The organism is Pseudomonas sp. JH-2 (assembly GCF_036231725.1).
In the GTDB taxonomy this organism is placed as follows: Bacteria; Pseudomonadota; Gammaproteobacteria; order Pseudomonadales; family Pseudomonadaceae; genus Pseudomonas; species Pseudomonas delhiensis.
In genome coordinates, this window is the sequence record NZ_JAZAQP010000001.1 from 170,479 (window position 1) to 191,133 (window position 20,655).

At 64.9% G+C, this 20,655-nt stretch carries 19 protein-coding genes, 1 tRNA gene and 1 pseudogene; 12 read left to right on the forward strand and 9 right to left on the reverse strand.

The window, feature by feature from the left end:
• Positions 1 to 365: 365 nt before the first annotated feature.
• Positions 366 to 2,393 (reverse strand): NADPH-dependent 2,4-dienoyl-CoA reductase, encoded by a 2,028-nt coding sequence (locus tag VV867_RS00730; protein ID WP_328565375.1) that lies wholly within the window; start codon positions 2,391 to 2,393, stop codon positions 366 to 368.
• 198 nt (positions 2,394 to 2,591) lie between these two features.
• Between VV867_RS00730 and VV867_RS00735 the strand changes: the two genes are divergently transcribed.
• The 7 genes from VV867_RS00735 to selB all read left to right on the forward strand — a co-directional run bounded on the left by VV867_RS00735 (position 2,592) and on the right by selB (position 12,226).
• Positions 2,592 to 2,786 (forward strand): hypothetical protein, encoded by a 195-nt coding sequence (locus tag VV867_RS00735; protein WP_328565376.1) that lies wholly within the window; start codon positions 2,592 to 2,594, stop codon positions 2,784 to 2,786.
• Positions 2,787 to 2,956: 170 nt separating this feature from the next.
• Positions 2,957 to 6,052 (forward strand): formate dehydrogenase-N subunit alpha, encoded by a 3,096-nt coding sequence (fdnG, locus tag VV867_RS00740; RefSeq protein WP_328565377.1) that lies wholly within the window; start codon positions 2,957 to 2,959, stop codon positions 6,050 to 6,052.
• Positions 6,049 to 6,981, forward strand: a complete 933-nt coding sequence (fdxH, locus tag VV867_RS00745; protein WP_109936180.1) for a formate dehydrogenase subunit beta — start codon at positions 6,049 to 6,051, stop codon at positions 6,979 to 6,981. Before fdnG ends, fdxH begins: the two co-directional genes overlap by 4 nt.
• 52 nt (positions 6,982 to 7,033) lie before the next feature.
• Positions 7,034 to 7,660: a formate dehydrogenase subunit gamma gene (locus tag VV867_RS00750; RefSeq protein ID WP_275628493.1), complete on the forward strand. Its 627-nt coding sequence runs from the start codon at positions 7,034 to 7,036 to the stop codon at positions 7,658 to 7,660.
• A 189-nt stretch (positions 7,661 to 7,849) separates the two neighbouring features.
• The gene (gene fdhE / locus VV867_RS00755; protein WP_109936182.1) at positions 7,850 to 8,782 is read left to right on the forward strand and encodes a formate dehydrogenase accessory protein FdhE; all 933 of its coding nucleotides are present in this window, start codon (positions 7,850 to 7,852) and stop codon (positions 8,780 to 8,782) included.
• Between the two features lie 109 nt (positions 8,783 to 8,891).
• Positions 8,892 to 10,298 (forward strand): L-seryl-tRNA(Sec) selenium transferase, encoded by a 1,407-nt coding sequence (gene selA, locus VV867_RS00760; protein WP_328565378.1) that lies wholly within the window; start codon positions 8,892 to 8,894, stop codon positions 10,296 to 10,298.
• The gene (gene selB / locus VV867_RS00765; RefSeq protein WP_328565379.1) at positions 10,295 to 12,226 is read left to right on the forward strand and encodes a selenocysteine-specific translation elongation factor; all 1,932 of its coding nucleotides are present in this window, start codon (positions 10,295 to 10,297) and stop codon (positions 12,224 to 12,226) included. Before selA ends, selB begins: the two co-directional genes overlap by 4 nt.
• On the opposite strand, the gene VV867_RS00770 is transcribed toward selB, so the two are convergent.
• Positions 12,204 to 12,410: a hypothetical protein gene (locus VV867_RS00770; RefSeq protein WP_328565380.1), complete on the reverse strand. Its 207-nt coding sequence runs from the start codon at positions 12,408 to 12,410 to the stop codon at positions 12,204 to 12,206. The genes selB and VV867_RS00770 overlap by 23 nt on opposite strands.
• Before the next feature lie 103 nt (positions 12,411 to 12,513).
• On the opposite strand from VV867_RS00770, the gene VV867_RS00775 reads away from it, so the two are divergent.
• Positions 12,514 to 12,771 (forward strand): hypothetical protein, encoded by a 258-nt coding sequence (locus VV867_RS00775; protein WP_328565381.1) that lies wholly within the window; start codon positions 12,514 to 12,516, stop codon positions 12,769 to 12,771.
• Between the two features lie 171 nt (positions 12,772 to 12,942).
• On the opposite strand, the gene VV867_RS00780 is transcribed toward VV867_RS00775, so the two are convergent.
• Positions 12,943 to 13,416 (reverse strand): hypothetical protein, encoded by a 474-nt coding sequence (locus VV867_RS00780; RefSeq protein ID WP_328565459.1) that lies wholly within the window; start codon positions 13,414 to 13,416, stop codon positions 12,943 to 12,945.
• Between the two features lie 49 nt (positions 13,417 to 13,465).
• Here VV867_RS00780 and VV867_RS00785 point away from each other — a divergent pair.
• Together VV867_RS00785 and VV867_RS00790 are read left to right on the forward strand one after the other, a co-directional pair.
• A pseudogene (locus VV867_RS00785) lies at positions 13,466 to 13,681 on the forward strand (phage integrase); the annotation flags it as partial.
• A gap of 8 nt (positions 13,682 to 13,689) precedes the next feature.
• A tRNA-Sec gene (locus tag VV867_RS00790) sits at positions 13,690 to 13,785 on the forward strand.
• A gap of 34 nt (positions 13,786 to 13,819) precedes the next feature.
• Here VV867_RS00790 and VV867_RS00795 read toward each other — a convergent pair.
• Positions 13,820 to 14,077, reverse strand: coding sequence for a hypothetical protein (locus VV867_RS00795; protein WP_328565382.1), 258 nt, complete (start codon positions 14,075 to 14,077; stop codon positions 13,820 to 13,822).
• A gap of 174 nt (positions 14,078 to 14,251) precedes the next feature.
• Here VV867_RS00795 and VV867_RS00800 point away from each other — a divergent pair, with 174 nt between their 5' ends.
• Positions 14,252 to 14,491, forward strand: a complete 240-nt coding sequence (locus VV867_RS00800) for a DNA-binding protein (protein ID WP_328565383.1) — start codon at positions 14,252 to 14,254, stop codon at positions 14,489 to 14,491.
• Between the two features lie 134 nt (positions 14,492 to 14,625).
• Here VV867_RS00800 and VV867_RS00805 read toward each other — a convergent pair whose 3' ends face one another.
• The 5 genes from VV867_RS00805 to VV867_RS00825 all read right to left on the reverse strand — a co-directional run bounded on the left by VV867_RS00805 (position 14,626) and on the right by VV867_RS00825 (position 18,833).
• Entirely contained in the window at positions 14,626 to 16,407 is a 1,782-nt protein-coding gene (locus VV867_RS00805; RefSeq protein WP_328565384.1) for an ATP-dependent nuclease, read from the reverse strand.
• Positions 16,408 to 16,489: 82 nt separating this feature from the next.
• Positions 16,490 to 16,819, reverse strand: coding sequence for an excalibur calcium-binding domain-containing protein (locus VV867_RS00810; protein ID WP_328565385.1), 330 nt, complete (start codon positions 16,817 to 16,819; stop codon positions 16,490 to 16,492).
• Between the two features lie 128 nt (positions 16,820 to 16,947).
• Entirely contained in the window at positions 16,948 to 17,550 is a 603-nt protein-coding gene (locus VV867_RS00815; protein WP_328565386.1) for a GrpB family protein, read from the reverse strand.
• Positions 17,551 to 17,602: 52 nt separating this feature from the next.
• On the reverse strand, positions 17,603 to 17,779 hold the full coding sequence (locus VV867_RS00820; RefSeq protein WP_328565387.1) for a hypothetical protein: 177 nt from the start codon (positions 17,777 to 17,779) through the stop codon (positions 17,603 to 17,605).
• A 379-nt stretch (positions 17,780 to 18,158) separates the two neighbouring features.
• The gene (locus tag VV867_RS00825; protein WP_328565388.1) at positions 18,159 to 18,833 is read right to left on the reverse strand and encodes a M15 family metallopeptidase; all 675 of its coding nucleotides are present in this window, start codon (positions 18,831 to 18,833) and stop codon (positions 18,159 to 18,161) included.
• Positions 18,834 to 19,024: 191 nt separating this feature from the next.
• Between VV867_RS00825 and VV867_RS00830 the strand changes: the two genes are divergently transcribed.
• Positions 19,025 to 20,650, forward strand: coding sequence for a methyl-accepting chemotaxis protein (locus tag VV867_RS00830; RefSeq protein WP_328565389.1), 1,626 nt, complete (start codon positions 19,025 to 19,027; stop codon positions 20,648 to 20,650).
• The last annotated feature ends 5 nt before the right edge of the window (positions 20,651 to 20,655 follow it).

A 20,655-nucleotide genomic window follows, 5' to 3' on the forward strand; every position in this document is an offset into this window, starting at 1 on the left:
CGAGGTTGAATGCCGTGCATGCCTGGGGCCAAGGTCAGGCGGCGTATAACCGCGAACGGTTATACGCCCTACGCCACTTGTAGGCGTCGCTGCTTTTCGTAGGAGCGAGCTTGCTCGCGAATGGGTTTTTCCGGTTGCTCTTGAGCTGGGTTTGAGCGCGTTCCCTCTCCCCAGCCCTCTCCCTGAAGGGAGAGGGGGCTTGTCCGTGCCGAGAGAAGGTAAGGTTTCCGTCGGAAGCTTTTGGTGTGGCCGGCTGACTCCAGAACAGCCAAGCACGCCGAACGGTCCCCTCTCCCTTCAGGGAGAGGGTTAGGGAGAGGGCGCTCTTCGGAATAGCACCACCCCCCCCAACGAAACACACCCCCTCACAACCGCGCCGCCAACTCCGCCCCCTCGCGTATCGCCCGCTTGGCGTCCAGCTCCCGCGCCAGGCGGGCGCCGCCGATGATGTGGTGGCGCAGGTTCTCCGCCGCCTGGGTGGGTTGCAGTTCCAGCAGCGGTTCCTGGCCGGCGCAGACCACCACGTTGTCCACCTCCAGGCACTGCTCGCGGCCGTCCACGCGGATGTGCAGGCCGGCGTCGTCGATGCGCAGGTATTCCACGCCGCCCAGCATCCGCACCTGGTGGTGCTTCAGGTGGGCGCGGTGCACCCAGCCGCTGGTCTTGCCCAGGCCGGCGCCGGGCGTGCCCGGCTTGCGCTGCAGCAGCCACAGCTGGCGCTTCGGCTCGGCCGGGGTGGGTTGGCGCAGGCCGCCGGGGGTGCTGTTGTCCAGGTCGATGCCCCATTCGCCCAGCCACTGGCCCAGCGGCTGCGGGCCTTCGCCCTCGGCGAGCAGGTAGCTGGCGACGTCGAAGCCGATGCCGCCGGCGCCGATCAGCGCCACCCGCTTGCCCACCGGCGCGCCCTTCAGCACGTCCAGGTAGCCGAGCACCCTGGGATGGCCGATGCCCGGCAGCTTCAGTGCCCGCGGGCGGATGCCGGTGGCGACTATCACCTCGTCGAACTGCCCCTGCAGCTCGCCGCGGGCGATGCGCCGGTTCAGTTGCAGGTCCACGCCCAGCTCGGCCAGACGCCCGGCGAAGTAGCGCAGGGTTTCGCCGAACTCTTCCTTGCCGGGGATGCGCCTGGCCAGGTTGAACTGCCCGCCGATCTCGCCGCTGGCCTCGAACAGGCTCACGCGGTGGCCGCGCTCGGCCGCCACGCAGGCCGCCGAGAGCCCGGCGGGCCCCGCGCCTATCACGGCGATGCGCTTGGGCTGGCGCGCCCTGCGGTAGCGCAGCTCGGTCTCGTGGGCGGCGCGCGGGTTGACCAGGCAACTGGCGCGGCGGTTGGCGAAGGCGTGGTCGAGGCAGGCCTGGTTGCAGGCGATGCAGGTGTTGATGCGCCCGGGCTGGCCGGCGGCGGCCTTCTGCACGAACTGCGGGTCGGCCAGCAGCGGCCGGGCCAGGGAGACCAGGTCGGCCTGGCCGCTGGCGAGCAGCGCCTCGGCCACCTCCGGGGTGTTGATGCGGTTGCTGGCGATCAGCGGGATGCGCAGCTCGCGGCGCAGGCGCGCGGTCACCTCGGCGAAGGCCGCCCGCGGCACCGAGGTGACGATGGTCGGCACCCGCGACTCGTGCCAGCCGAAGCCGCTGTTGAGCACATCGACGCCGGCCGCCTGCAGCGCCAGGGCCACCTGGCGCACCTCGTCCCAGGTGTTGCCGCCTTCCACCAGGTCGAGCAGCGACAGGCGGTAGCCGATGACGAAGCGCTCGCCCAGCGCGCGGCGGATGCGCCGGACGATCTCCAGCGGCAGGCGCATGCGGTTCTCCAGGCTGCCGCCCCAGCGGTCCTGGCGGCGGTTGCCGCGCGGGCAGAGGAACTGGTTCAGCAGGTAGCCCTCGCTGCCCATGATTTCCACGCCGTCGTAGCCGGCGGCGCGGGCCAGGCGCGCGCAGCGGCTGAAGGCGGCGATGGTGCGGGCGATGCCGCGCTCGGACAGCTCGCGCGGGGCGAACCAGCTGATCGGCGACTTGAGCGCCGAGGCCGAGACCACCAGCGGGTGGTAGCCGTAGCGCCCGGCGTGGAGGATCTGCAGCAGGATGCGCCCGCCCTCGGCGTGCACCGCCTGGGTCAGGCGGCGGTGCGCCGGCACCTGCAGACTGCTGGTGAGGTCGCTGCCCAGCGGCAGCAGCCAGCCCTCGCGGTTGGGCGCGAAGCCGCCGGTGACGATCAGCCCCACGCCGCCGCGGGCGCGCTCGCGGTAGTAGGCGGCGAGCTTGCCGAAGTCCCACAGGCGGTCCTCCAGGCCGGTGTGCATGGAACCCATGACCACGCGGTTGCGCAGGTGCAGCGGGCCGACCTGGAGCGGGGCGAGCAGGTGGGGGTAGGGGCTGGCGTCGGTGGCGTGCATGCTGGCCTCATCGGCAGGGCGATGACGGCACCATAGGAAGTTGCGCGGCGCCGGTGAACGGCCCGGCTGACGGCCGCGCCGGGCATTTGGGCCAAGCCGCCGCGCTTGACAGCCGGCATGGCGGGCACACACTGGAAAGAGCGGGAAGGCAGCTTTCGCCATCCCCGGTTCCTTGACCGGCTTCCGCGGGAGGTTGTCATGAACGGCACAAGAAGAAAGCACCTGCGGCACTACCGCCACTACCTGCTCGCCGCGCTGCTGGGCCTGCTCCTGCTGGGCCTGCACGAGAGCGTCAACCAGGACCTGCAGCCCTCCTGCCTGGGCGACGACGGCCAATTGATCTGTTCCTACCCCTCGCGTACCGATTTGCAGGTACTGCTTTATTTCCGCTGAGCAGGCCTGCGCGGGCTGACCTGGGTCAGGGAAGCGGCTCGGCCTTTTCAGGCAGAGTGCTCGGCCGCGCCTGCTGGCGCTGCCTGGCGCAATGCGCCAGGTTGGCTATCTTTTAATCAGAGGCGCCTGGCCAGGTACTGGGCGCCCTTTGCCTGATCAGGAGACGCACGATGGACATGAACCGTCGGCAATTCTTCAAGGTCGCCGCCGTCGGCCTTGGAGGATCCAGCCTTGCGGCCCTCGGCATGGCGCCACCGGAAGCCTTCGCCGAACAGATTCGCCACTTCAAGCTCGAACGCACCACCGAGACCCGCAACACCTGCACCTACTGCTCGGTAGGCTGCGGCATCCTCATGTACAGCCAGGGGGATGCGGCCAAGAACGTCACCCAGAACATCATCCACATCGAGGGCGACGGCGACCATCCGGTCAACCGCGGCACCCTCTGCCCGAAGGGCGCGGGCCTGCTCGACTTCGTCCACAGCCCCAACCGCCTGAAGTACCCGCAGATCCGCGAGCCGGGTTCCAGTGAATGGAAGCGCATCGAATGGGACGAGGCGCTGGACCGCATCGCCCGGCTGATGAAGGACGACCGCGACGCCAACTTCATCGAGAAGAACGCCCAGGGCCAGACGGTGAACCGCTGGCTGACCACCGGCTTCCTGGCCGCCTCGGCGTCTTCCAACGAAGCCGGCTACATCACCCACAAGGTGGTGCGCTCCCTCGGCATCCTGGGGTTCGATAACCAAGCGCGTGTCTGACACGGCCCGACGGTGGCAAGTCTTGCCCCGACGTTTGGCCGTGGAGCCATGACCAACCACTGGACCGACATCAAGAATGCCGATCTGATCCTCATCATGGGCGGCAACGCGGCCGAGGCGCACCCCTGCGGCTTCAAGTGGGTGACCGAAGCCAAGGCGCACAACAAGGCGCGCCTGCTGGTGGTGGACCCGCGCTTCACCCGCTCGGCCTCGGTGGCCGACTACTACGCGCCCATCCGCACGGGGACGGACATCGCCTTCCTCGGCGGGCTGATCAGCTACCTGATCGAAAACGGCAAGTACCAGAAGGAATACGTCGAGCACTACACCGACGCGGCCTTCATCGTGCAGGAAGGCTTCGGCTTCGAGGACGGCCTGTTCAACGGCTACGACGCCGAGAAGCGCAGCTACCCGGACAAGTCCTCGTGGAACTACGAGCGCGGCGAGGACGGCTTCGCCAAGGTCGACCCCACGCTGCAGCACCCGCGCTGCGTGTTCAACCTGCTGCGCCAGCACTACAGCCGCTACACGCCGGACGTGGTCAGCAACATCTGCGGCACGCCCAAGGACATGATGCTCAAGGTCTGGGCCGAGATCGCCGAGACCTCGCGGCCGGACAAGGTCATGACCATCATGTACGCCCTGGGCTGGACGCAGCACTCGGTGGGCGCGCAGATGATCCGCACCGGCGCCATGGTGCAGCTGCTGCTGGGCAACATCGGCATGCCCGGCGGCGGCATGAACGCGCTGCGCGGCCACTCCAACATCCAGGGCCTGACCGACCTGGGGCTGCTGTCCAACTCGCTGCCCGGCTACCTCACCCTGGCCATGGACGCCGAGCAGGACTACGCCGCCTACATCGCCAAGCGCACCGCCAAGCCGCTGCGCCCGGGGCAGCTGTCCTACTGGCAGAACTACGGCAAGTTCCACGTCAGCCTGATGAAGTCCTGGTTCGGCAAGGCCGCCACGGCCGAGAACAACTGGTGCTACGACTGGCTGCCCAAGCTCGACATGCCCGGCGCCGGCTACGACGTGCTGCGGGTGTTCGACATGATGTACCAGGGCAAGGTCAACGGGTACTTCTGCCAGGGCTTCAACCCCATCGCTTCCTTCCCCAACAAGGGCAAGGTCGGCGCCGCGCTGGCCAAGCTCAAGTGGCTGGTGATCATGGACCCGCTGGCCACCGAGACCTCCGAGTTCTGGCGCCACGCCGGCGACTTCAACAACGTCGACACCCAGGCCATCCAGACCACGGTGATCCGCCTGCCCACCACCTGCTTCGCCGAGGAGGACGGCTCCATCGTCAACTCCGGGCGCTGGCTGCAGTGGCACTGGAAGGGCGGCGAGCCGCCGGGCCAGGCGCGCCCGGACATCGCCATCATGGCCGGGCTGTACCATCGCCTGCGCACGCTGTACGCGAAGGAGGGCGGCAAGTTCCCCGACGCCATCCTCGGCCTCGACTGGCCCTACCTGCGGCCGGACGACCCGAGCCCCGAAGAGCTGGCCAAGGAGTTCAACGGCAAGGCCCTGGCCGACCTGGTGGACCCGAAGAACGGCATGGTCCTGGCCAAGGCCGGCGAGCAGTTGCCCGGCTTCGCGCTGCTGCGCGACGACGGCAGCACCGCCAGCGGCTGCTGGATCTTCGCCGGTTCCTGGACGGCCCAGGGCAACCAGATGGCCCGCCGCGACAACGCCGACCCCTACGCCATGGGCCAGACCCTCGGCTGGGCCTGGGCCTGGCCGGCCAACCGGCGCATCCTCTACAACCGCGCCTCGGCCGACCTTTCCGGCAAGCCGTGGGACCCGGTGAAGAAACGCCTGGTGTGGTGGAACGGCACGGCCTGGGGCGGCACCGACGTGCCCGACTACAAGGCCGACGTGCCGCCGGAAGCGGGCATGAACCCCTTCATCATGAACCCCGAGGGGGTGGCGCGCTTCTTCGCCGTGGACAAGATGGCCGAGGGGCCCTTCCCCGAGCACTACGAGCCGTTCGAGACGCCCATCGGCATCAACCCGCTGCACAAGGACAACCCCAAGGCCACCAGCAACCCGGCCGCGCGGGTGTTCAAGAACGACATGGAAGTCTTCGGCAAGGCCGACGAGTTCCCCTATGCGGCCACCACCTACCGCCTCACCGAACACTTCCACTTCTGGACCAAGCACTGCCGCCTGAATGCGATCACCCAGCCGGAACAGTTCGTCGAGATCGGCGAGGCGCTGGCCAAGCAGCTGGGGATAGCGGCCGGCGACCGCGTGAAGGTCTCCTCCAACCGCGGCTACATCAAGGCCGTGGCGGTGGTGACCAAGCGCATCCGCCCGCTGCAGGTCGACGGCAAGACCGTGCACCACGTCGGCATCCCGCTGCACTGGGGCTTCGCCGGGGTGGCCCGCAACGGCTACCTGACCAACACCCTGACACCCTTCGTCGGCGACGGCAACACGCAGACGCCGGAGTTCAAGTCGTTCCTGGTCAACGTCGAGAAAATCAGCGGAGGTGAGGCATGAGCACGCAGGACATCCATGCCCGTTCGGCCACCACCACGCCGATGCCCTCGGTGCGCAACCAGCAGGAGGTGGCCAAGCTCATCGACGTGTCCAAGTGCATCGGCTGCAAGGCCTGCCAGGTGGCCTGCTCGGAGTGGAACGAGCTGCGCGACGAGGTGGGCCACAACCATGGGGTGTACGACAACCCGCTGGACCTGACGGCCGACTCCTGGACGGTGATGCGCTTCACCGAGCACGAGAACCCCAACGGCAACCTCGAATGGCTGATCCGCAAGGACGGCTGCATGCACTGCGCCGAGCCGGGCTGCCTGAAGGCCTGCCCGAGCCCGGGGGCGATCGTGAAGTACGCCAACGGCATCGTCGACTTCAACCAGGACCACTGCATCGGCTGCGGCTACTGCATCACCGGCTGCCCGTTCAACATCCCGCGCATCTCGCAGAAGGACCACAAGGCCTACAAGTGCACCCTGTGTTCCGACCGCGTCAGCGTGGGCATGGAACCGGCCTGCGTGAAGACCTGCCCGACCGGGGCCATCGTCTTCGGCACCAAGGACGCCATGAAGGAACACGCCGCCGAACGCATCGAGGACCTCAAGTCGCGCGGCTTCGAGCACGCCGGCCTGTACGACCCCGAAGGGGTGGGCGGCACCCACGTGATGTACGTGCTGCACCACAACGACCAGCCCTCGCTGTACGCCGGCCTGCCCGACAAGCCGGCCATCAGCCCGATGGTCAGTCTGTGGAAGGGCATCACCAAGCCGCTGGGCCTGCTGGCCATGGGCGCGGTGGTGCTTGCCGGGTTCTTCCACTACACCCGCATCGGCCCCAACCGCACGGAAGAGGACGAGGAGCCGGGGCCTGGGCCGGAAGCGCCGGTGCACAAGGTCGACCCCTCGGTACACAGCTATGACCCGCGTGACCCGCGCTGAGCGGCCATGACGAACCGCCGCGCTCCCCCGGGAGCGCGGCCGGGAGAGCAGCATGAAAAAAGACATCCAACGCTATACCGCCAACGAGCGCAGCAACCACTGGCTGGTGGCGATCTTCTTCATCCTCGCCGGCCTGTCGGGGCTGGCGCTGTTCCACCCGGCGCTGTTCTGGCTCAGCCAGCTGTTCGGCGGCGGGCCCTGGACGCGCATCCTGCACCCCTTCCTGGGGCTGGCGATGTTCGTGTTCTTCCTCGGTCTGGTGCTGCGCTTCGCCCACCACAACCTGCTCGACCGCAGCGACGTGCAATGGCTGAAGCAGTGGCGCGATGTGATCGGCAACCACGAGGAGAATCTCCCCGCGGTGGGCCGCTACAACGCCGGGCAGAAACTGCTGTTCTGGACCCTGCTGCTGTGCATGCTGGTGCTGCTGGTGACCGGCTTCGTGATCTGGCGCCAGTACTTCAGCGCCTGGTTCGGCATCGACGTCATCCGCCTCGCCGCGCTGCTGCACGCCTTCGCCGCCTTCGTGCTGGTCAGCAGCATCATCGTGCACATCTACGCCGGCATCTGGGTCAAGGGCTCCATGGGCGCGATGCTCTATGGTTGGGTCAGCCGCGCCTGGGCCCGCAAGCACCACGCCGCCTGGCTGAAGAGCGTGGACAAGGGCGAGGGCCACTGACCGCCCCGCACCACCCGCAGGATGGCGTTGAGCGCAGCGATACCCATCAATGGGACGAGCACAGTAATCCAACCCATGCACCGAACAATCCCCTCTCCCTTCAGGGAGAGGGCTAGGGAGAGGGAACCCGCGCCAGCCCAGGGCACGATCTTCAACCCCTCTCCAAAGCCCATCGCAAAGGAGTCCTGCGTGCCAGGCCAAATCCTCGAACCCGGCCAGATCGAAGCCGCCGCCAACATCCCCCCGTTCCTCAGGCTGCCCCCGGCGCAACTCTTCGCCCAGCGCGGCCAGCGCCTGCGCCAGCTCGCCGAAGGCCACCCCCTGGGCGACTACCTGAGCCTGCTGGCCGAGCTGTGCGACATCCAGCAGAACCTGCTCGACGCCCCGCCCACGCTGCCCATGCCCGACGAGGCCGCCCTGCGCCGCAGCGTCGAACACGGCATGCCGCCGCTGGGCTTCGAGGTGCTGGTGCGCGAAGGCGCCTGGCTGGCCCTGCTCGAGCCGCTGCTGGAGGCCTTCGCCACCACCCCGGCCAGCCCCATCGCCAACGCCCTGCAACAGCTGCGCAAGGCCGACGCCGGCCAGCGCAAGGCCTGGGCCCTGGCGCTGCTCAACGGCCAGTTCGACCTGCTGCCGGCGGCCCTGGTGCCCTTCCTCGGCGCCACCCTGCAGGTCGCCTTCAGCCACTGGCTGCTGCGCCTGCCCGAAGGCCTGCTCAGCGAGCGCGAGGAACAGACCCTCTGCCCGGCCTGCGGCTCGCCGCCGGTGGCCGGCGTCATCCACAACCGCGGCAAGTACAACGGCCTGCGCTACCTGGCCTGCTCGCTGTGCTCCTGCCAGTGGCACTACGTGCGCATCAAGTGCAGCCACTGCCGGCAGAGCAAGGGGCTGTTCTACCTGTCGGAGCAGCACGACAGCCGCGAGGTCATCCGCGCCCCGCTGCGCGCAGAGGTCTGCCCCAACTGCCAGAGCTACCTCAAGCAGTGCTACCTGGAGCACGACGAAGCCGCCGAGCCCCAGGCCGACGACCTCGCCAGCCTGGCCCTGGACGTCCGCCTGGCCGAGGAGGGCTACCTGCGCAGCGCGCCCAACCTGCTGTTGTCCCCGGGCGGCTCCGACTGACCTAGACTGCAACCAGGCCCCCACCCGTAGGATGGGTGGAGGAGCCCGCGACGATGCCCATCGCCCGCCGCCCAGCCAAATCGCCCCGTGACGACAGACAGGACCGCGCATGACCTCCGCCCGCCTGCCCTCCATCGACCGCCTGCTGCGCAGCCCGGCCTGCGCCCCCCTGCAACAGCGCTACGGCCGCGAAGCCCTGCTCGGCACCCTGCGCGACCTGCTCGACGAACTGCGCGAGCCGGCCCGCCACGGCCAGCTCGCCGCCATCGAACTGAGCGAAGCGGTGCTCGCCGGCCGCGCCGGCGAACGCCTGGCCGCGCACCACGCCAGCCGCGTGCGCCGGGTGTTCAACCTCACCGGCACCGTGCTGCACACCAATCTCGGCCGCGCCCTGCTGCCGGACGAGGCCATCGAAGCCATCACCCTGGCCGCGCGCTACCCGCTGAACCTGGAGTTCGACCTGGCCAGCGGCAAGCGCGGCGACCGCGACGACCTCATCACCGGGCTGATCCGCGAGCTCACCGGCGCCGAGGCGGTCACCGTGGTCAACAACAACGCCGCCGCCGTGCTGCTGGCGCTCAACAGCCTGGGCGCGCGCAAGGAAGGCATCATCTCCCGCGGCGAGCTGATCGAGATCGGCGGCGCCTTCCGCATCCCCGACATCATGGCCCGCGCCGGCGTGAAGCTGGTGGAGGTCGGCACCACCAACCGTACCCACGCCAAGGACTACGAAGCCGCCATCGGCCCGCGCAGCGGCCTGCTGATGCGCGTGCACACCAGCAACTACAGCGTGCAGGGCTTCACTGCCAGCGTCGCCACCCGCGACCTCGCCGGCATCGCCCACGCCCACGGCCTGCCGCTGCTGGAAGACCTGGGCAGCGGCACCCTGGTCGACCTGACCCGCTGGGGCCTGCCCAAGGAACCGACGGTGCAGGAAGCCCTGAAGGACGGCGCCGACATCGTCACCTTCAGCGGCGACAAACTGCTCGGCGGCCCCCAGGCCGGGCTCATCCTCGGCAGCAGGGAACTCATCGGGCGGATCAAGAAGAACCCGCTCAAGCGCGCCCTGCGCGTCGACAAGCTGACCCTCGCCGCGCTGGAAGCCGTGCTCGGCCTGTACCGCGACCCCGACCGCCTGGCCGAACGCCTCACCACCCTGCGCCTGCTCAGCCGGCCCCAGGCCGACATCCAGGCCCAGGCCACGCGCCTGGCGCCGCTGCTCGCCGCGCAACTGGGCGCAGGCTGGGCGGTGGCCGCGGAAGCCGCCCTGGGCATGATCGGCAGCGGCGCCCAGCCGGTGGCACGCCTGCCCAGCGCCGCCCTGGCGCTGCGCCCGCAGAGCAACAAACGCCTGCGTGGCCGCGCCCTGCGCGAGCTGGAAGAGCGCCTGCGCGGCCTGCCCATCCCGGTGCTCGGGCGCATCGACGACGACACCCTGTGGCTCGACCTGCGCCAGCTCGACGACGAGGCCGCCTTCCTCGCCCAACTGCCCCTGCTGGCGGAGAGCGCGGCTTGATCGTCGGAACCGCCGGGCACATCGACCACGGCAAGACCGCCCTGCTGCGCGCCCTCACCGGCGTGGAAGGCGACCGCCGCCCGGCCGAACGCGAGCGCGGCATCACCATCGACCTCGGCTACGTCTACGCCGACCTGGGCGACGGCAGCCTCACCGGCTTCATCGACGTGCCCGGCCACGAGCGCTTCGTCCACAACATGCTGGCCGGCGCCAGCGGCATCGACCTAGTGCTGCTGGTGGTGGCCGCCGACGACGGCGTGATGCCGCAGACCCGCGAACACCTGGCCATCGTCGAACTGCTCGGCATCCCCCGCGCCCTGGTGGCGCTGACCAAGGCCGACCGCGTCAGCCCGCAGCGCCTGGCCGAGGCCTGCGCCGAAGTGGAAAGCCTGCTGGCTGCGGGGCCGCTGGCCGGCGCGCCGATCTACCCGGTTTCCAGCGTCACGGGGGAGGGCGTGGACGCCCTGCGCCAGGCCCTGGCCAAGGCCGCCCGCGAGGTCCATGAGCGCTCCAGCCAAGGCGGCTTCCGACTGGCCGTGGACCGCGCCTTCAGCGTCAGCGGCGCCGGCCTGGTGGTCACCGGCACGGCCTTCTCCGGCAGCCTGAAGGTGGGCGACGAACTCCTCCTCGGCAACGCCGGCCGCCCGGTGCGCGTGCGCGGCCTGCACGCGCAGAACCGCGCCGCCGAACAGGCCCACGCCGGCCAGCGGGTGGCGGTCAACCTCGCCGGCGACCGCCTCGGCCCGGACCAGGTCAAACGCGGCGACTGGCTGCTGGCGCCGGAACTGCACGCGCCCACCACCCGCATCGACATCGACCTGCAGCTGCTCCCCGGCGAACCCCGCGCCCTGGCCCACTGGACGCCGCTGCACGTGCACCTGGGCGCCCAGGACGTCACCGGCCGCGTCGCCCTGCTGGAAGACGAACGCCTGGCGCCGGGCGAACACGCCTTCGCCCAACTCGTACTCAATGCTCCCGTGCAAACCGTGCACGGCGACCGCCTGGTGCTGCGCGACCAGTCCGCCCAACGCACCCTCGGCGGCGGCCGCGTGCTCGACCCCTTCGCCCCGGCGCGCAACCGCCGCAGCCCCGAACGCCTGGCGCAACTCCAGGCCCTGCGCGGCGAAAGCCTGGAACAGGCCCTGCCGGTGCTGCTCGAACACGCCGACAACGGCCTCGACCCCAAGCTGCTGGCGCGCCAGTTCAACCGCCCCCGCGAAAGCTGGCGGCTGCCCGCCGAACTGGTGGAAATCACCACCCGTGGCGGCCCCCGCCTGTTCACCGGCGAACGCTGGCGCGCCCTCGGCGAACAGCTGCTGCAAGCCCTGGCCCGCTTCCACGCCGAACAGCCCGACGAACTCGGCCCCGACCGCGACCGCCTGCGCCGCTACGCCTTCGCGCAACTGGAACGCCCGGTCTTCATCGCCCTGCTGGAACAGGCCCTGGCCAGCCAGGCCGTGGAAAGCAGCGGCCCCTGGCTGCACCTGCCGGACCACCGCGTACAACTCGGCACCGAAGACGAAGCCCTGCGCCAACGCCTCTGGCCGCTGCTGCTCGCCGGCGCCTACGACCCCCCCTGGACCCGCGACCTGGCCCGCGAACTGCAAGTCGACGAAGCCGCCATGCGCCTGCTGCTGCGCAAACTTGCCCGCCTCGGCCAACTGCACCAGGTGGTGAAAGACCTGTTCTACCCCGACGAAACGATCCGCCAACTGGCCCAACAAGCCCTGCAACTCCACGCCGAACAAGGCCTGATCCGCGCCGCCGCCTTCCGCGACCGCATCGGCATAGGGCGCAAGCGCAGCATCCAGTTGCTGGAGTACTTCGACCGCATCGGCTTTACCCGGCGATTTGGCAATGAGCGGAGGGTTCGGGAGGATTCGGCGTTGACGCTGGACGCGGGCGTCAATGCAGAGCGAACTGCCTGAGCGCCGCCATCATGGCGATCACCAGCACCGCGAGGCCAATGGCGGCTGTCCACTCGGCGTCGTACTCGCCGGACATATATGTGTGGCGACGCGGATAGCGCCCCAGGGTGAACAACTTCACCACCGGCCACCCGACCGGATAGCACAGGGAGTGGAAAAGCACTTCCAAGAGGAGGTCGGGCACGGATAATCCAGCGGGTTGGAGAAGGCAGTGACCTATCGAGTGTAGATGCTGTGGGCAGCGTGAAGGCTGGCCAGCATCGGCTCGTTCAGGCTTGCTTCCGGCCGTGTTCGGCAAGGTAGGTTTGATTGCTCAAAAAAACATCAGCGCTTACCGTGGTAAATATTGCAATCCCCGTTTCAGGAGGGATTTTATGGTGACGCACCTTGTTGGCCAGCCCGCGGCCAAGCCTACCGGCAAGCCCAAGCCCAGGACCAAGAAAGGCGCGGGTGATCCGCTCGCGGTCGTGGAGCAGGCCGCGCGTGCTGGTGATGCCCAATATCAGTACTTTGTCGAGACCGGGAAGCTTCCGGACTCCAAGTGAGGTTGCGTGTCGATTGCGCGAGTCTTCGTAACCGACAGCTTCATGAATCTCCCCTCCTGGTACGACCTGTACGTCGATTTCTACAACCTGAAGGCTGCCCCATTGGGAGCGTGATGCCTCTCTCTGGCGGGTGCCTTTCGGCCATATCCAGTTGACCGAATTCGGTCCTTTTCAAGTTGGACTGCTGGGTAGTGGGGAGATGGATTGACGTAGCCTGTAATTGAGCCAGCAGGCGCCAAGCAAGGTCGCGAAGCTCAATTCCCAGAAGTAAAAGCCTGGGCCGAAGCTCTGAATGGGCGTGGGGCCACCTTCGTTGAACCACCATTCGAAGGTGAAATAGCTGCTGGAGCCTAGCGCGCAGGTGGCCATGGCCGCCTTGAGCGCCCAATCGTGTTTTCCGACTACGAGCAGAATGATAGTGGCAATGAATGCGGGGTTTCCCAGCCAGCCAGGGCGGCCCATGGTGATCCCCCACCAGCCCCACTTCAGTAGGTCTCGCCCGTAGAGCGGGTCGTAGCCCTTGAAGTTGAAAGCCGGTAGCTGGAGGCAGAAGAGGTAGAGCGAAATGGAGAGCAGGACGATGAGCCAGATGAACATCCGTTTAGCGGTCAAAGGCGTAACTCCGTTACTGCCGGTGATGAACACGCCGGAGCCTATCTGGATGCCTGCAGAGGATCAATGCGGCATCCTGTGACATCCCTTCGCTAGCCACTTCATCATGAACGGTGGCAACATCCTGTCGCTCCAGAAGATTCTCGGCCATTCGACACTGGCGATGACCATGCGCCATGCGTGCCTCGCTCCAGGGCATCTTCAGGATGTGTTAGCGTTCGGACCGTCCAGGGATTTTCGACACTGCTTCGACACTCCGCCGGAGTCGGCACCGGAAGCTGACGAAAAAGCCTTGTAAATCAATGTGGAAGGCAATCACGCCCGGTGGCGTGGCCGGGCTTCAAACCCGGTGGGGGACGGCAGCCGTTCCTGGGTGAGTTCGACTCTCACTGCCTTCCGCCACTTCCCTCCGCTTCTGTCTTCGCTGCGATAACTTTCAGGTTTCGCTGGCTACCGCCTCGTCGTCGATTACCTGCAGGCTGTGGATATCGCTCCATAGCAGTTCTTCCGGAAAACGCTGCGGCTCAGCCGGATTGCGCACTAGAAAGTATGGGGGCTCATCCTCCACGGTCAGGGCCACCCCAACGACGCGACCGCGATAGTTTTCAAGATAGGGCGCATCTTTCAAGGTCAGGTCCGCTTGGATTGTCTTGCCCAGCAGTGCGAGGGCGGTGGAGGTGTCGAAATGGGGCATTGGTGTCTCCTTCCGTGATGGAAACTCAGGGGACAGGAACAAGCCGATCCTGGGCAGCACTCTTCCAGTTCAACGCCTGTTCCGTCAGTATTCATCGGACTTGGGATCGCGACGATTTATGGATTATTTCCATAAATCTGTGCTTATGGCAATACTCCATAACGGGATTTTTTAATGGCGCAAGGCATGGCCGATAGAGCGCTGCTCTTGCTGGAGCAGACGAGTCTGAAGGATTTGGCTGAGGTGAACAGCAAGGACTACGTGCGCTGGCAGAGCATCAAGCGGGGAAGAGCACGCATTGGTGCTGAGGAGTTGGAGCGGCTTGGGGAGCTTTATCCGCAGTATCGGTGGTGGTTGCTGACTGGAGAAAGCTTGCCTGTCGCTGGGCAGAGCAGTCCCGATGATGGGGTTTAGGAAGGAGGCTTGGATTCTGTGCGCTAGGCTTGAAGGGGACGAGATACTACGTTTCCTACAAAGTAGAGTAGGGAAACTCTGCCCCATTTTTTTGTCCAATTTTGGCCGATGATTGCGCCTCGAGATGTAAGATTTTAATTGCGTATCTTTCGGAATTCTTCGAGTTCTTCAATTAGCTTCACCAGATCCAAGGGGATTTCCTCTCTTCTGAATTCATCAATGATTTGGAAGTCTGTTAAGTTTATTTTGCAGTCATTTTGTAGGTTTTCCCGTAGAGTCCTCAAGGTTGTTTTTCCGGGGCAGATACGCATTCTGTCATTAATATTTGACCAAGAGCTTTCAAAACTTTCTATTGTATCTCGACTTACCGTGCTGGCGTCCTCTTTTCTTCCTTCAAAAAATGCCAGTCTCCTAGCTATATACTGAGACTGTGCATCAATTTTTAGAGGGGAAGTTATTTCTTCTAGATATTCTTCTAGGCTTTTGGGGGTTGTGGTTTTTTCTCCTGTTCGCTTTTCTCGAACCTCAAGTTGTTTTTGTACTGTTCTGTCTAATGCTGGGATGTTTAGCAAGTAATTTTCTATTTCTTTCTGTTGATGGATGTGAGCGAATGTTAATTCGGACTTTAGGTCGGCTAGTATTGATTCTATTTCTTCAGGGCAGTAGTAGTCTCTGTCATAAATGGCAAAGATTTTAATGTTGGCATCTATAGTGCTCTTCAATCCCCAAGCAAAGGACTTGATTTTTTGCCAAGATGAAAAACCACCTGACTCAAATGCAGTTAAATCATTACCAGTCGCTAAGTCATCGTAGCCTAAATTTTTAGCGAATCGACGTAAAATTTTATAGTCCGTCATCCCCTCAATGAATAGAATTTTCTTTGTTCTGGCCAAGTGACTTAAAGTTATGTTTTGAGTAGAGCCTAGCTCTTTAATGGCAACCTGCACGCCTTCAATGTCTTTTAACCTTTTTGCATGGCGCATTGATTTGTTTATAAGTAGGATTTCCGATGGGTCTGCCTCCCCCATTATTTCCACTGAATGTGTCGCAAGTAAAACGTCTGAGTCTATACTCCTGAGGATTGATAGCAATTGGCGCTGTATGTCTGGATGTAGATAAATTTCTGGCTCGTCGATGACAACAATACTAGCTTTTTCGGCCCTAGATAAATGGGTTAGTAACTGGCACCAAATTTGGAAGCCAAATCCTGCCCAGTATACTTCACGATCAATCCTGTCTTCTGCAACAAACATACTCAGTTTCTTGTTCTTTAAATCTAGTTCTGGTTTGCTCATCGTCATCCCTGGCCATGTGGATGATATCATTGCAGCAAAGTCGTCCCAATTCTCATTGTAGTAATGCCAGTAGTTCCTAAAATGCCTGCATGCTCTATGTGTGTTTAATGAAGTTCTGACAGTTTCCTCTGTAACATAAGCTTCCTCGTGCTCCAGTGGTCCTAGTACTGGAACAACCTGGATAGATATTGGGAAAGCTTTTTTAAATTTTAAAGGTGTATGAGCGGTTGCACCTTCATTTTCCCAATAAAGTATGCATCCTCCCTCGTTGGGAAAGTGTAGGAATAGTTTGTTTTTATTTGTTAGTCGGAATTCGATACTGCTATCTTCATTGTTGTAATTTGTTGCTACGTTTTCAAGAGAGACGCTGACTTGGCTCTCAGGGATTCTATGTCCATAGCCGAAGCTGTCATTTGGTAATGGTACTCTCTCTGCTTTTAGGCGCTTGGCTTTACGAATCGCCACATCAAGTATTCTAAATGCACTTATTATTGTTGATTTTCCTGCGTTGTTTGCGCCGACCAAGATGTTTACTTCATTTAGGTTTACCGAAAAACTACTTAGCGCCTTGAAGTTCTTGAATCTTATCTGGCTAATTTTCACTCCTGTGGCTCTTTCCATGATCTTCCTCGGGTAAAGGGAAAAGGTGAATTTATTTTTCTATTCTGATCTTGCCCCATTAAACTGCAAACCTTTTATCAGACTACATCCTGCACCACTGTTCCTCGCAGGGAGTCCCATCGCCGTCCCCATCCATCTTCATCCCCGGACAGCTGCGCAGAAACGCCTTGGCCTCGGCGCAGGAGGTCATTTGCGAGCAGTATTTGCGGCCATCGCAGCGGACATCGAGAGCAGGGCTGGCGGGTGTGGTGTTTGCCGCCGGCGGCATCAGGTCGGTGGTCGGTTCGTCGGCATCATCCGCGACGCTCATCGGGGCCGGCTTTGAGCGGGAGAAATGGTTTTGCCAGGACGGGTTGTCCATGTACTGCCAGGCGAGCAGGGCGAGGGCAATCAGCAGAATCCATTTCTTCATGAGGTTCACCGAGTCCTGTGGGATGGTTGGATTCTAGTGGCGAACCCGCGGGTATTGCACCGCGTAGGATGGCGTTGAGCGCAGCGATACCCATCGTCGGCCGCATGGGTATCGCTGCTCCACCCATCCTATGTCCTGGCTCCCTGTACCGATCCGCCCGCCTCGTTCATCTGCCGTTCGCGCAGTGCCTTGCCCAGTGTCCGCGCTACCAGTTCGTCCTTGCCTTGCGTGTAGGCCTCGCGGTCGGTGGGGAAGCGTTCTGCCAGTTGTTCCTTGAGGCGTTTGTACTCGGCCGCGTCCTGCGGATGGTTGCGCAGCCAGTTGCGGAAGATCAGGTGGCGGTCGGCGTCGGCCAGGTTCATCACGTGGACGTGGTGGGTGCGGCCTTGGCCCTGCGGCGGCATGCCCTTGACGAAGAACATCCGCTGCGGCGCCGGGTTGTCGCGCCAGTACTGGTAGCCGAGGGCTTCCAGCGGGGCGACCAGGCTTTGCCAGTCGGCCCCCGGCGGGGGGAGCAGGAGGATGTCGATGATCGGCTTGGCCTTCAGGCCGGGCACCGCCGTGCTGCCGAAGTGTTCGATCTTCAGGCCGGGCAGGGCCAGGGCGCCGGCGATGGCGTCGGCTTCCTCGGCGAAGCGCCGGGGCCAGTCCGGGTTGGCTTCGGCCAGTTCGATGCGGTCGGCTTCGGCGTTGCTCCAGCGTTGGCCGTCGAAGGTGGGGGGCTGGGTCATGGGGTTTCCTGGTTGAGGGGCTGTCGTTCGACGTTCGGGCTGGTGCGCAGGTTCATCGTCGTTGTTCGGGCTTCTTCCTCTGTTCCTTGATTCGGTTGCGCAGGTGCTCGAAGAAGGCTGAATCGGCGTGCCCTGTGGGAGCGGATTCGGCGCCGGCCAGAAGGAGGTTTCGCAAGCGATTGCAGTCTTGCGTCCTTTGGTCGCTGGCGTGTGGGTTGGTGGTACTCATGGGCCTTCCCGTTTGCAGGTTTGGGCTGAGCCTATTCCTGAGGTGGGCGGGCTGGCCATGCTCTTGTAGGAGCGAGCTTGCTCGCGAACAGCCTCTCCCGGCAGCGCTATCGTCTCAGGTCGACTCCGTCCCCTCTCCCCAGCCCTCTCCCTGAAGGGAGAGGGGGCTAGTCCGTGCCGAGAGAACAAATGGTTTCAGCTGAGAACCTTTAGTGCTGCCGGCTAACTCCATAACAGTCAAGCACGCCGAACGGTCCGCTCTCCCTTCAGGGCGGGGCGCGCAGCCGAGGGTTAGGGAGAGGGCGCTCTAAAGCCCACCTCCCACGCTCGCCGGCAAGCTCCATTCGCGAGCAAGCTCGCTCCTACGAAAAGCCGGCAGGCTATTTCACGGGGAAGTCGAAGGCGGTGTTCGGGTAGGGCTCCTGCTTCAGCGTGTAGTGCCACCACTCGTTGGCGTAGGGCTCGAAGCCGTGGCGTTGCATGGCGCTGCGCAGGGTTTCGCGGTTGCGTGTCTGTTGCACGGTGATCAGGCCGGTGCCGTGGTGGGAGATGGGGCCGAAGAAGTCGAAGTGGCTGCCCATGTCCAGTTCCTGGCCGGTCATGGCGTCGACCAGGGTGAGGTCCACGGTGCTGCCTCGGCAGTGAGCTGATTTCTTGGCGATGTAGCCGTCGCGGAACAGCGCCGCCTTGTCCAGCTGCGGGTAATAGCGCTCCTTGGTGCGGGTGTCGGCCAGGTCCGCGGCCCAGCGCTGGAAGTGGGCCACGGCGCGTTGCGGGCGGTAGCCGTCGAAGAGTTTCAGCGCCAGGCTGCTCAGGGCCAGGTCGCGTTCCACTTCGGCCAGGGCCGTGGCCGCTTCTTTCGTGAGGATCACCCGCGGGCTCTCGTAGCCGTCGATGCGGGTGCCGACGAAGTTGTCGCCGCTGTAGTAGCGCGCTTCGTAGCGGGCGTTCTTCAGGACCTGGTCGAGGTAGACGAAGCCGGGTTGCGCCGGCTGGTCGGCGCTGGCGCCGAGGCTGGCCAGCAGCAGGAGCAGGGCGAGGGCTTGGCGGAGCATCCGGCCTCCCGGGCGTGGGCTTTCTTTCACCCTAGCAGCCCTTTCCTGGGAAGCGTCTCTCGAATTGGAGGGATGTTTCCTACTTGACCCTCAGGTCCAGTTCTCCCCTGGAAGGCCGATCCATTCGCCGAGACGAGCGGATCGCGGTGGCGTGGTCCGCGCACGAGTTCGAGCAGCCCAGGAGAGATGCGATGCTCAACCAGTTCCGCGTACGTACCCGCCTGCTGTCGCTGGCGTTCCTGCCCCTGCTGGTGCTGGCCGGGGTGATGGCGCTGGCGGCCTACAACGCCGGCCAGCTCAATGATGACTTCGACGAGCTGTTCAGCGACCGCATGCGGCCGGTGAACCGGCTCAACCTGATTTCCAACGCCTATGCGGTGAACATGGTGGATGCGCTGCACAAGTACCGCGCCGGGGTGGTCGACGTGGAGGCGCTGCGTGGCGCCATCGGCGAGGCGCGTACCCGCATCGCGGATTCCTGGAGCATCGTCCAGGGCAGCAAGATGACCGATGCCGAGCGGCAGATGGTGGCCGGTATCCGCGCGCGCATGGCCGAGGTGGACAAGCTGGTGGAGGCGCTGCTGGGGCAGACCGACGGCAGCCTGCGCAGCGAGAGCGACGGCAGCTTCGTGCGGCGCCTGTATGCGGCCTTCGACCCGCTGGGGGATGCGCTGGAGGAGCTGGCGCAGCTGCAGGTCCGCGAGGGCGATGCGCTGAACCAGGCCTCCACCGCGCGCTACCAGGCGATGAAGCACAGCTTCGTGGTCATCGCCGTGGTGGTGCTGGTCGGCATGCTGCTGTTCAGCCTGCTGGTCAGCCGTTCCATCAACCGCCCGCTGGAGCAGCTGAGCCGGGTGATCGCCACGGTGCAGCGCAATTCCGACCTGAGCCTGCGCGCCGAGGCCGTGGGCCGCGACGAGCTGGCGCAGACCGCCCAGGCCTTCAACACCATGCTCGAGCACTTCCAGCGGCTGATCCGCCACCTGGGCGGCGCCTCCGTGCAGCTGGCCAGCGCTTCGGAGCAGATGAGCGCCATCAGCGCCCAGGTCAGCGATGCCGCCAACGGCCAGGGCGAGCAGACCGCCATGGTCGCCACCGCCGTGCACGAGATGAGCGCCGCGGTGCAGCAGGTGGCGGAGAACGCCCTGGACATGGCGCGGGTGGCCGAGGACGTGCGCCGCGAGGCGCACCAGGGCACCGAGCTGGTGGAGGCCAACCTGGGGGCCATCGAGCGGCTGTCCCAGGCGGTGCAGGAGAGCGCCGGGGTGATCGACCGCCTGCACAGCCAGAGCGACGAGATCGGCAGCGTGCTGGGGGTGATCCAGAGCATCGCCGAGCAGACCAACCTGCTGGCGCTCAACGCCGCCATCGAGGCGGCGCGGGCCGGCGAGGCCGGGCGCGGTTTCGCCGTGGTGGCCGACGAGGTGCGCAGCCTGGCGAGCAATACGCAGAAGGCCACCGAGTCGATCCGCGGCATGATCGACGCGCTGCAGAACGGCGCGCGCCAGGCCGTGGGGGTGATGCAGGAGTCCCGCGAGCGGGCCGGGGAGAGCGTGCGGCATTCGCGCGAGTCCGGCGAGGCGCTGCGGCACATCGCCAACGCCATCGACCGCATCGCCGACGGCAACGCGCAGATTTCCACCGCCACCGAGGAGCAGACCGCGGTGGCCCACGAGATCAGCCAGAACATCACCCAGCTCAACGACAGCATCCAGAGCGTGGTGGAGAACGCCGGACAGAGCGCCGCCGCGAGCCTGGAACTGGCCCGCCTGGCGGTGGAGCAACAGCAGCAGCTGGCGGGCTTCCGGGTGGACTAGAGCGT

Bases quoted from the DNA above. Each gene is read 5' to 3' on its own strand.
- VV867_RS00820 (WP_328565387.1), bottom strand. From the start codon at position 17,779: ATGAGTACCACCAACCCACACGCCAGCGACCAAAGGACGCAAGACTGC.
- VV867_RS00830 (WP_328565389.1), top strand. From the start codon at position 19,025: ATGCTCAACCAGTTCCGCGTACGTACCCGCCTGCTGTCGCTGGCGTTC.
- VV867_RS00795 (WP_328565382.1), bottom strand. From the start codon at position 14,077: ATGCCCCATTTCGACACCTCCACCGCCCTCGCACTGCTGGGCAAGACA.
- VV867_RS00735 (WP_328565376.1), top strand. From the start codon at position 2,592: ATGAACGGCACAAGAAGAAAGCACCTGCGGCACTACCGCCACTACCTG.
- VV867_RS00825 (WP_328565388.1), bottom strand. From the start codon at position 18,833: ATGCTCCGCCAAGCCCTCGCCCTGCTCCTGCTGCTGGCCAGCCTCGGC.
- VV867_RS00810 (WP_328565385.1), bottom strand. From the start codon at position 16,819: ATGAAGAAATGGATTCTGCTGATTGCCCTCGCCCTGCTCGCCTGGCAG.
- VV867_RS00805 (WP_328565384.1), bottom strand. From the start codon at position 16,407: ATGGAAAGAGCCACAGGAGTGAAAATTAGCCAGATAAGATTCAAGAAC.
- fdxH (WP_109936180.1), top strand. From the start codon at position 6,049: ATGAGCACGCAGGACATCCATGCCCGTTCGGCCACCACCACGCCGATG.
- VV867_RS00800 (WP_328565383.1), top strand. From the start codon at position 14,252: ATGGCGCAAGGCATGGCCGATAGAGCGCTGCTCTTGCTGGAGCAGACG.
- selA (WP_328565378.1), top strand. From the start codon at position 8,892: ATGACCTCCGCCCGCCTGCCCTCCATCGACCGCCTGCTGCGCAGCCCG.
- VV867_RS00815 (WP_328565386.1), bottom strand. From the start codon at position 17,550: ATGACCCAGCCCCCCACCTTCGACGGCCAACGCTGGAGCAACGCCGAA.
- VV867_RS00750 (WP_275628493.1), top strand. From the start codon at position 7,034: ATGAAAAAAGACATCCAACGCTATACCGCCAACGAGCGCAGCAACCAC.
- VV867_RS00730 (WP_328565375.1), bottom strand. From the start codon at position 2,393: ATGCACGCCACCGACGCCAGCCCCTACCCCCACCTGCTCGCCCCGCTC.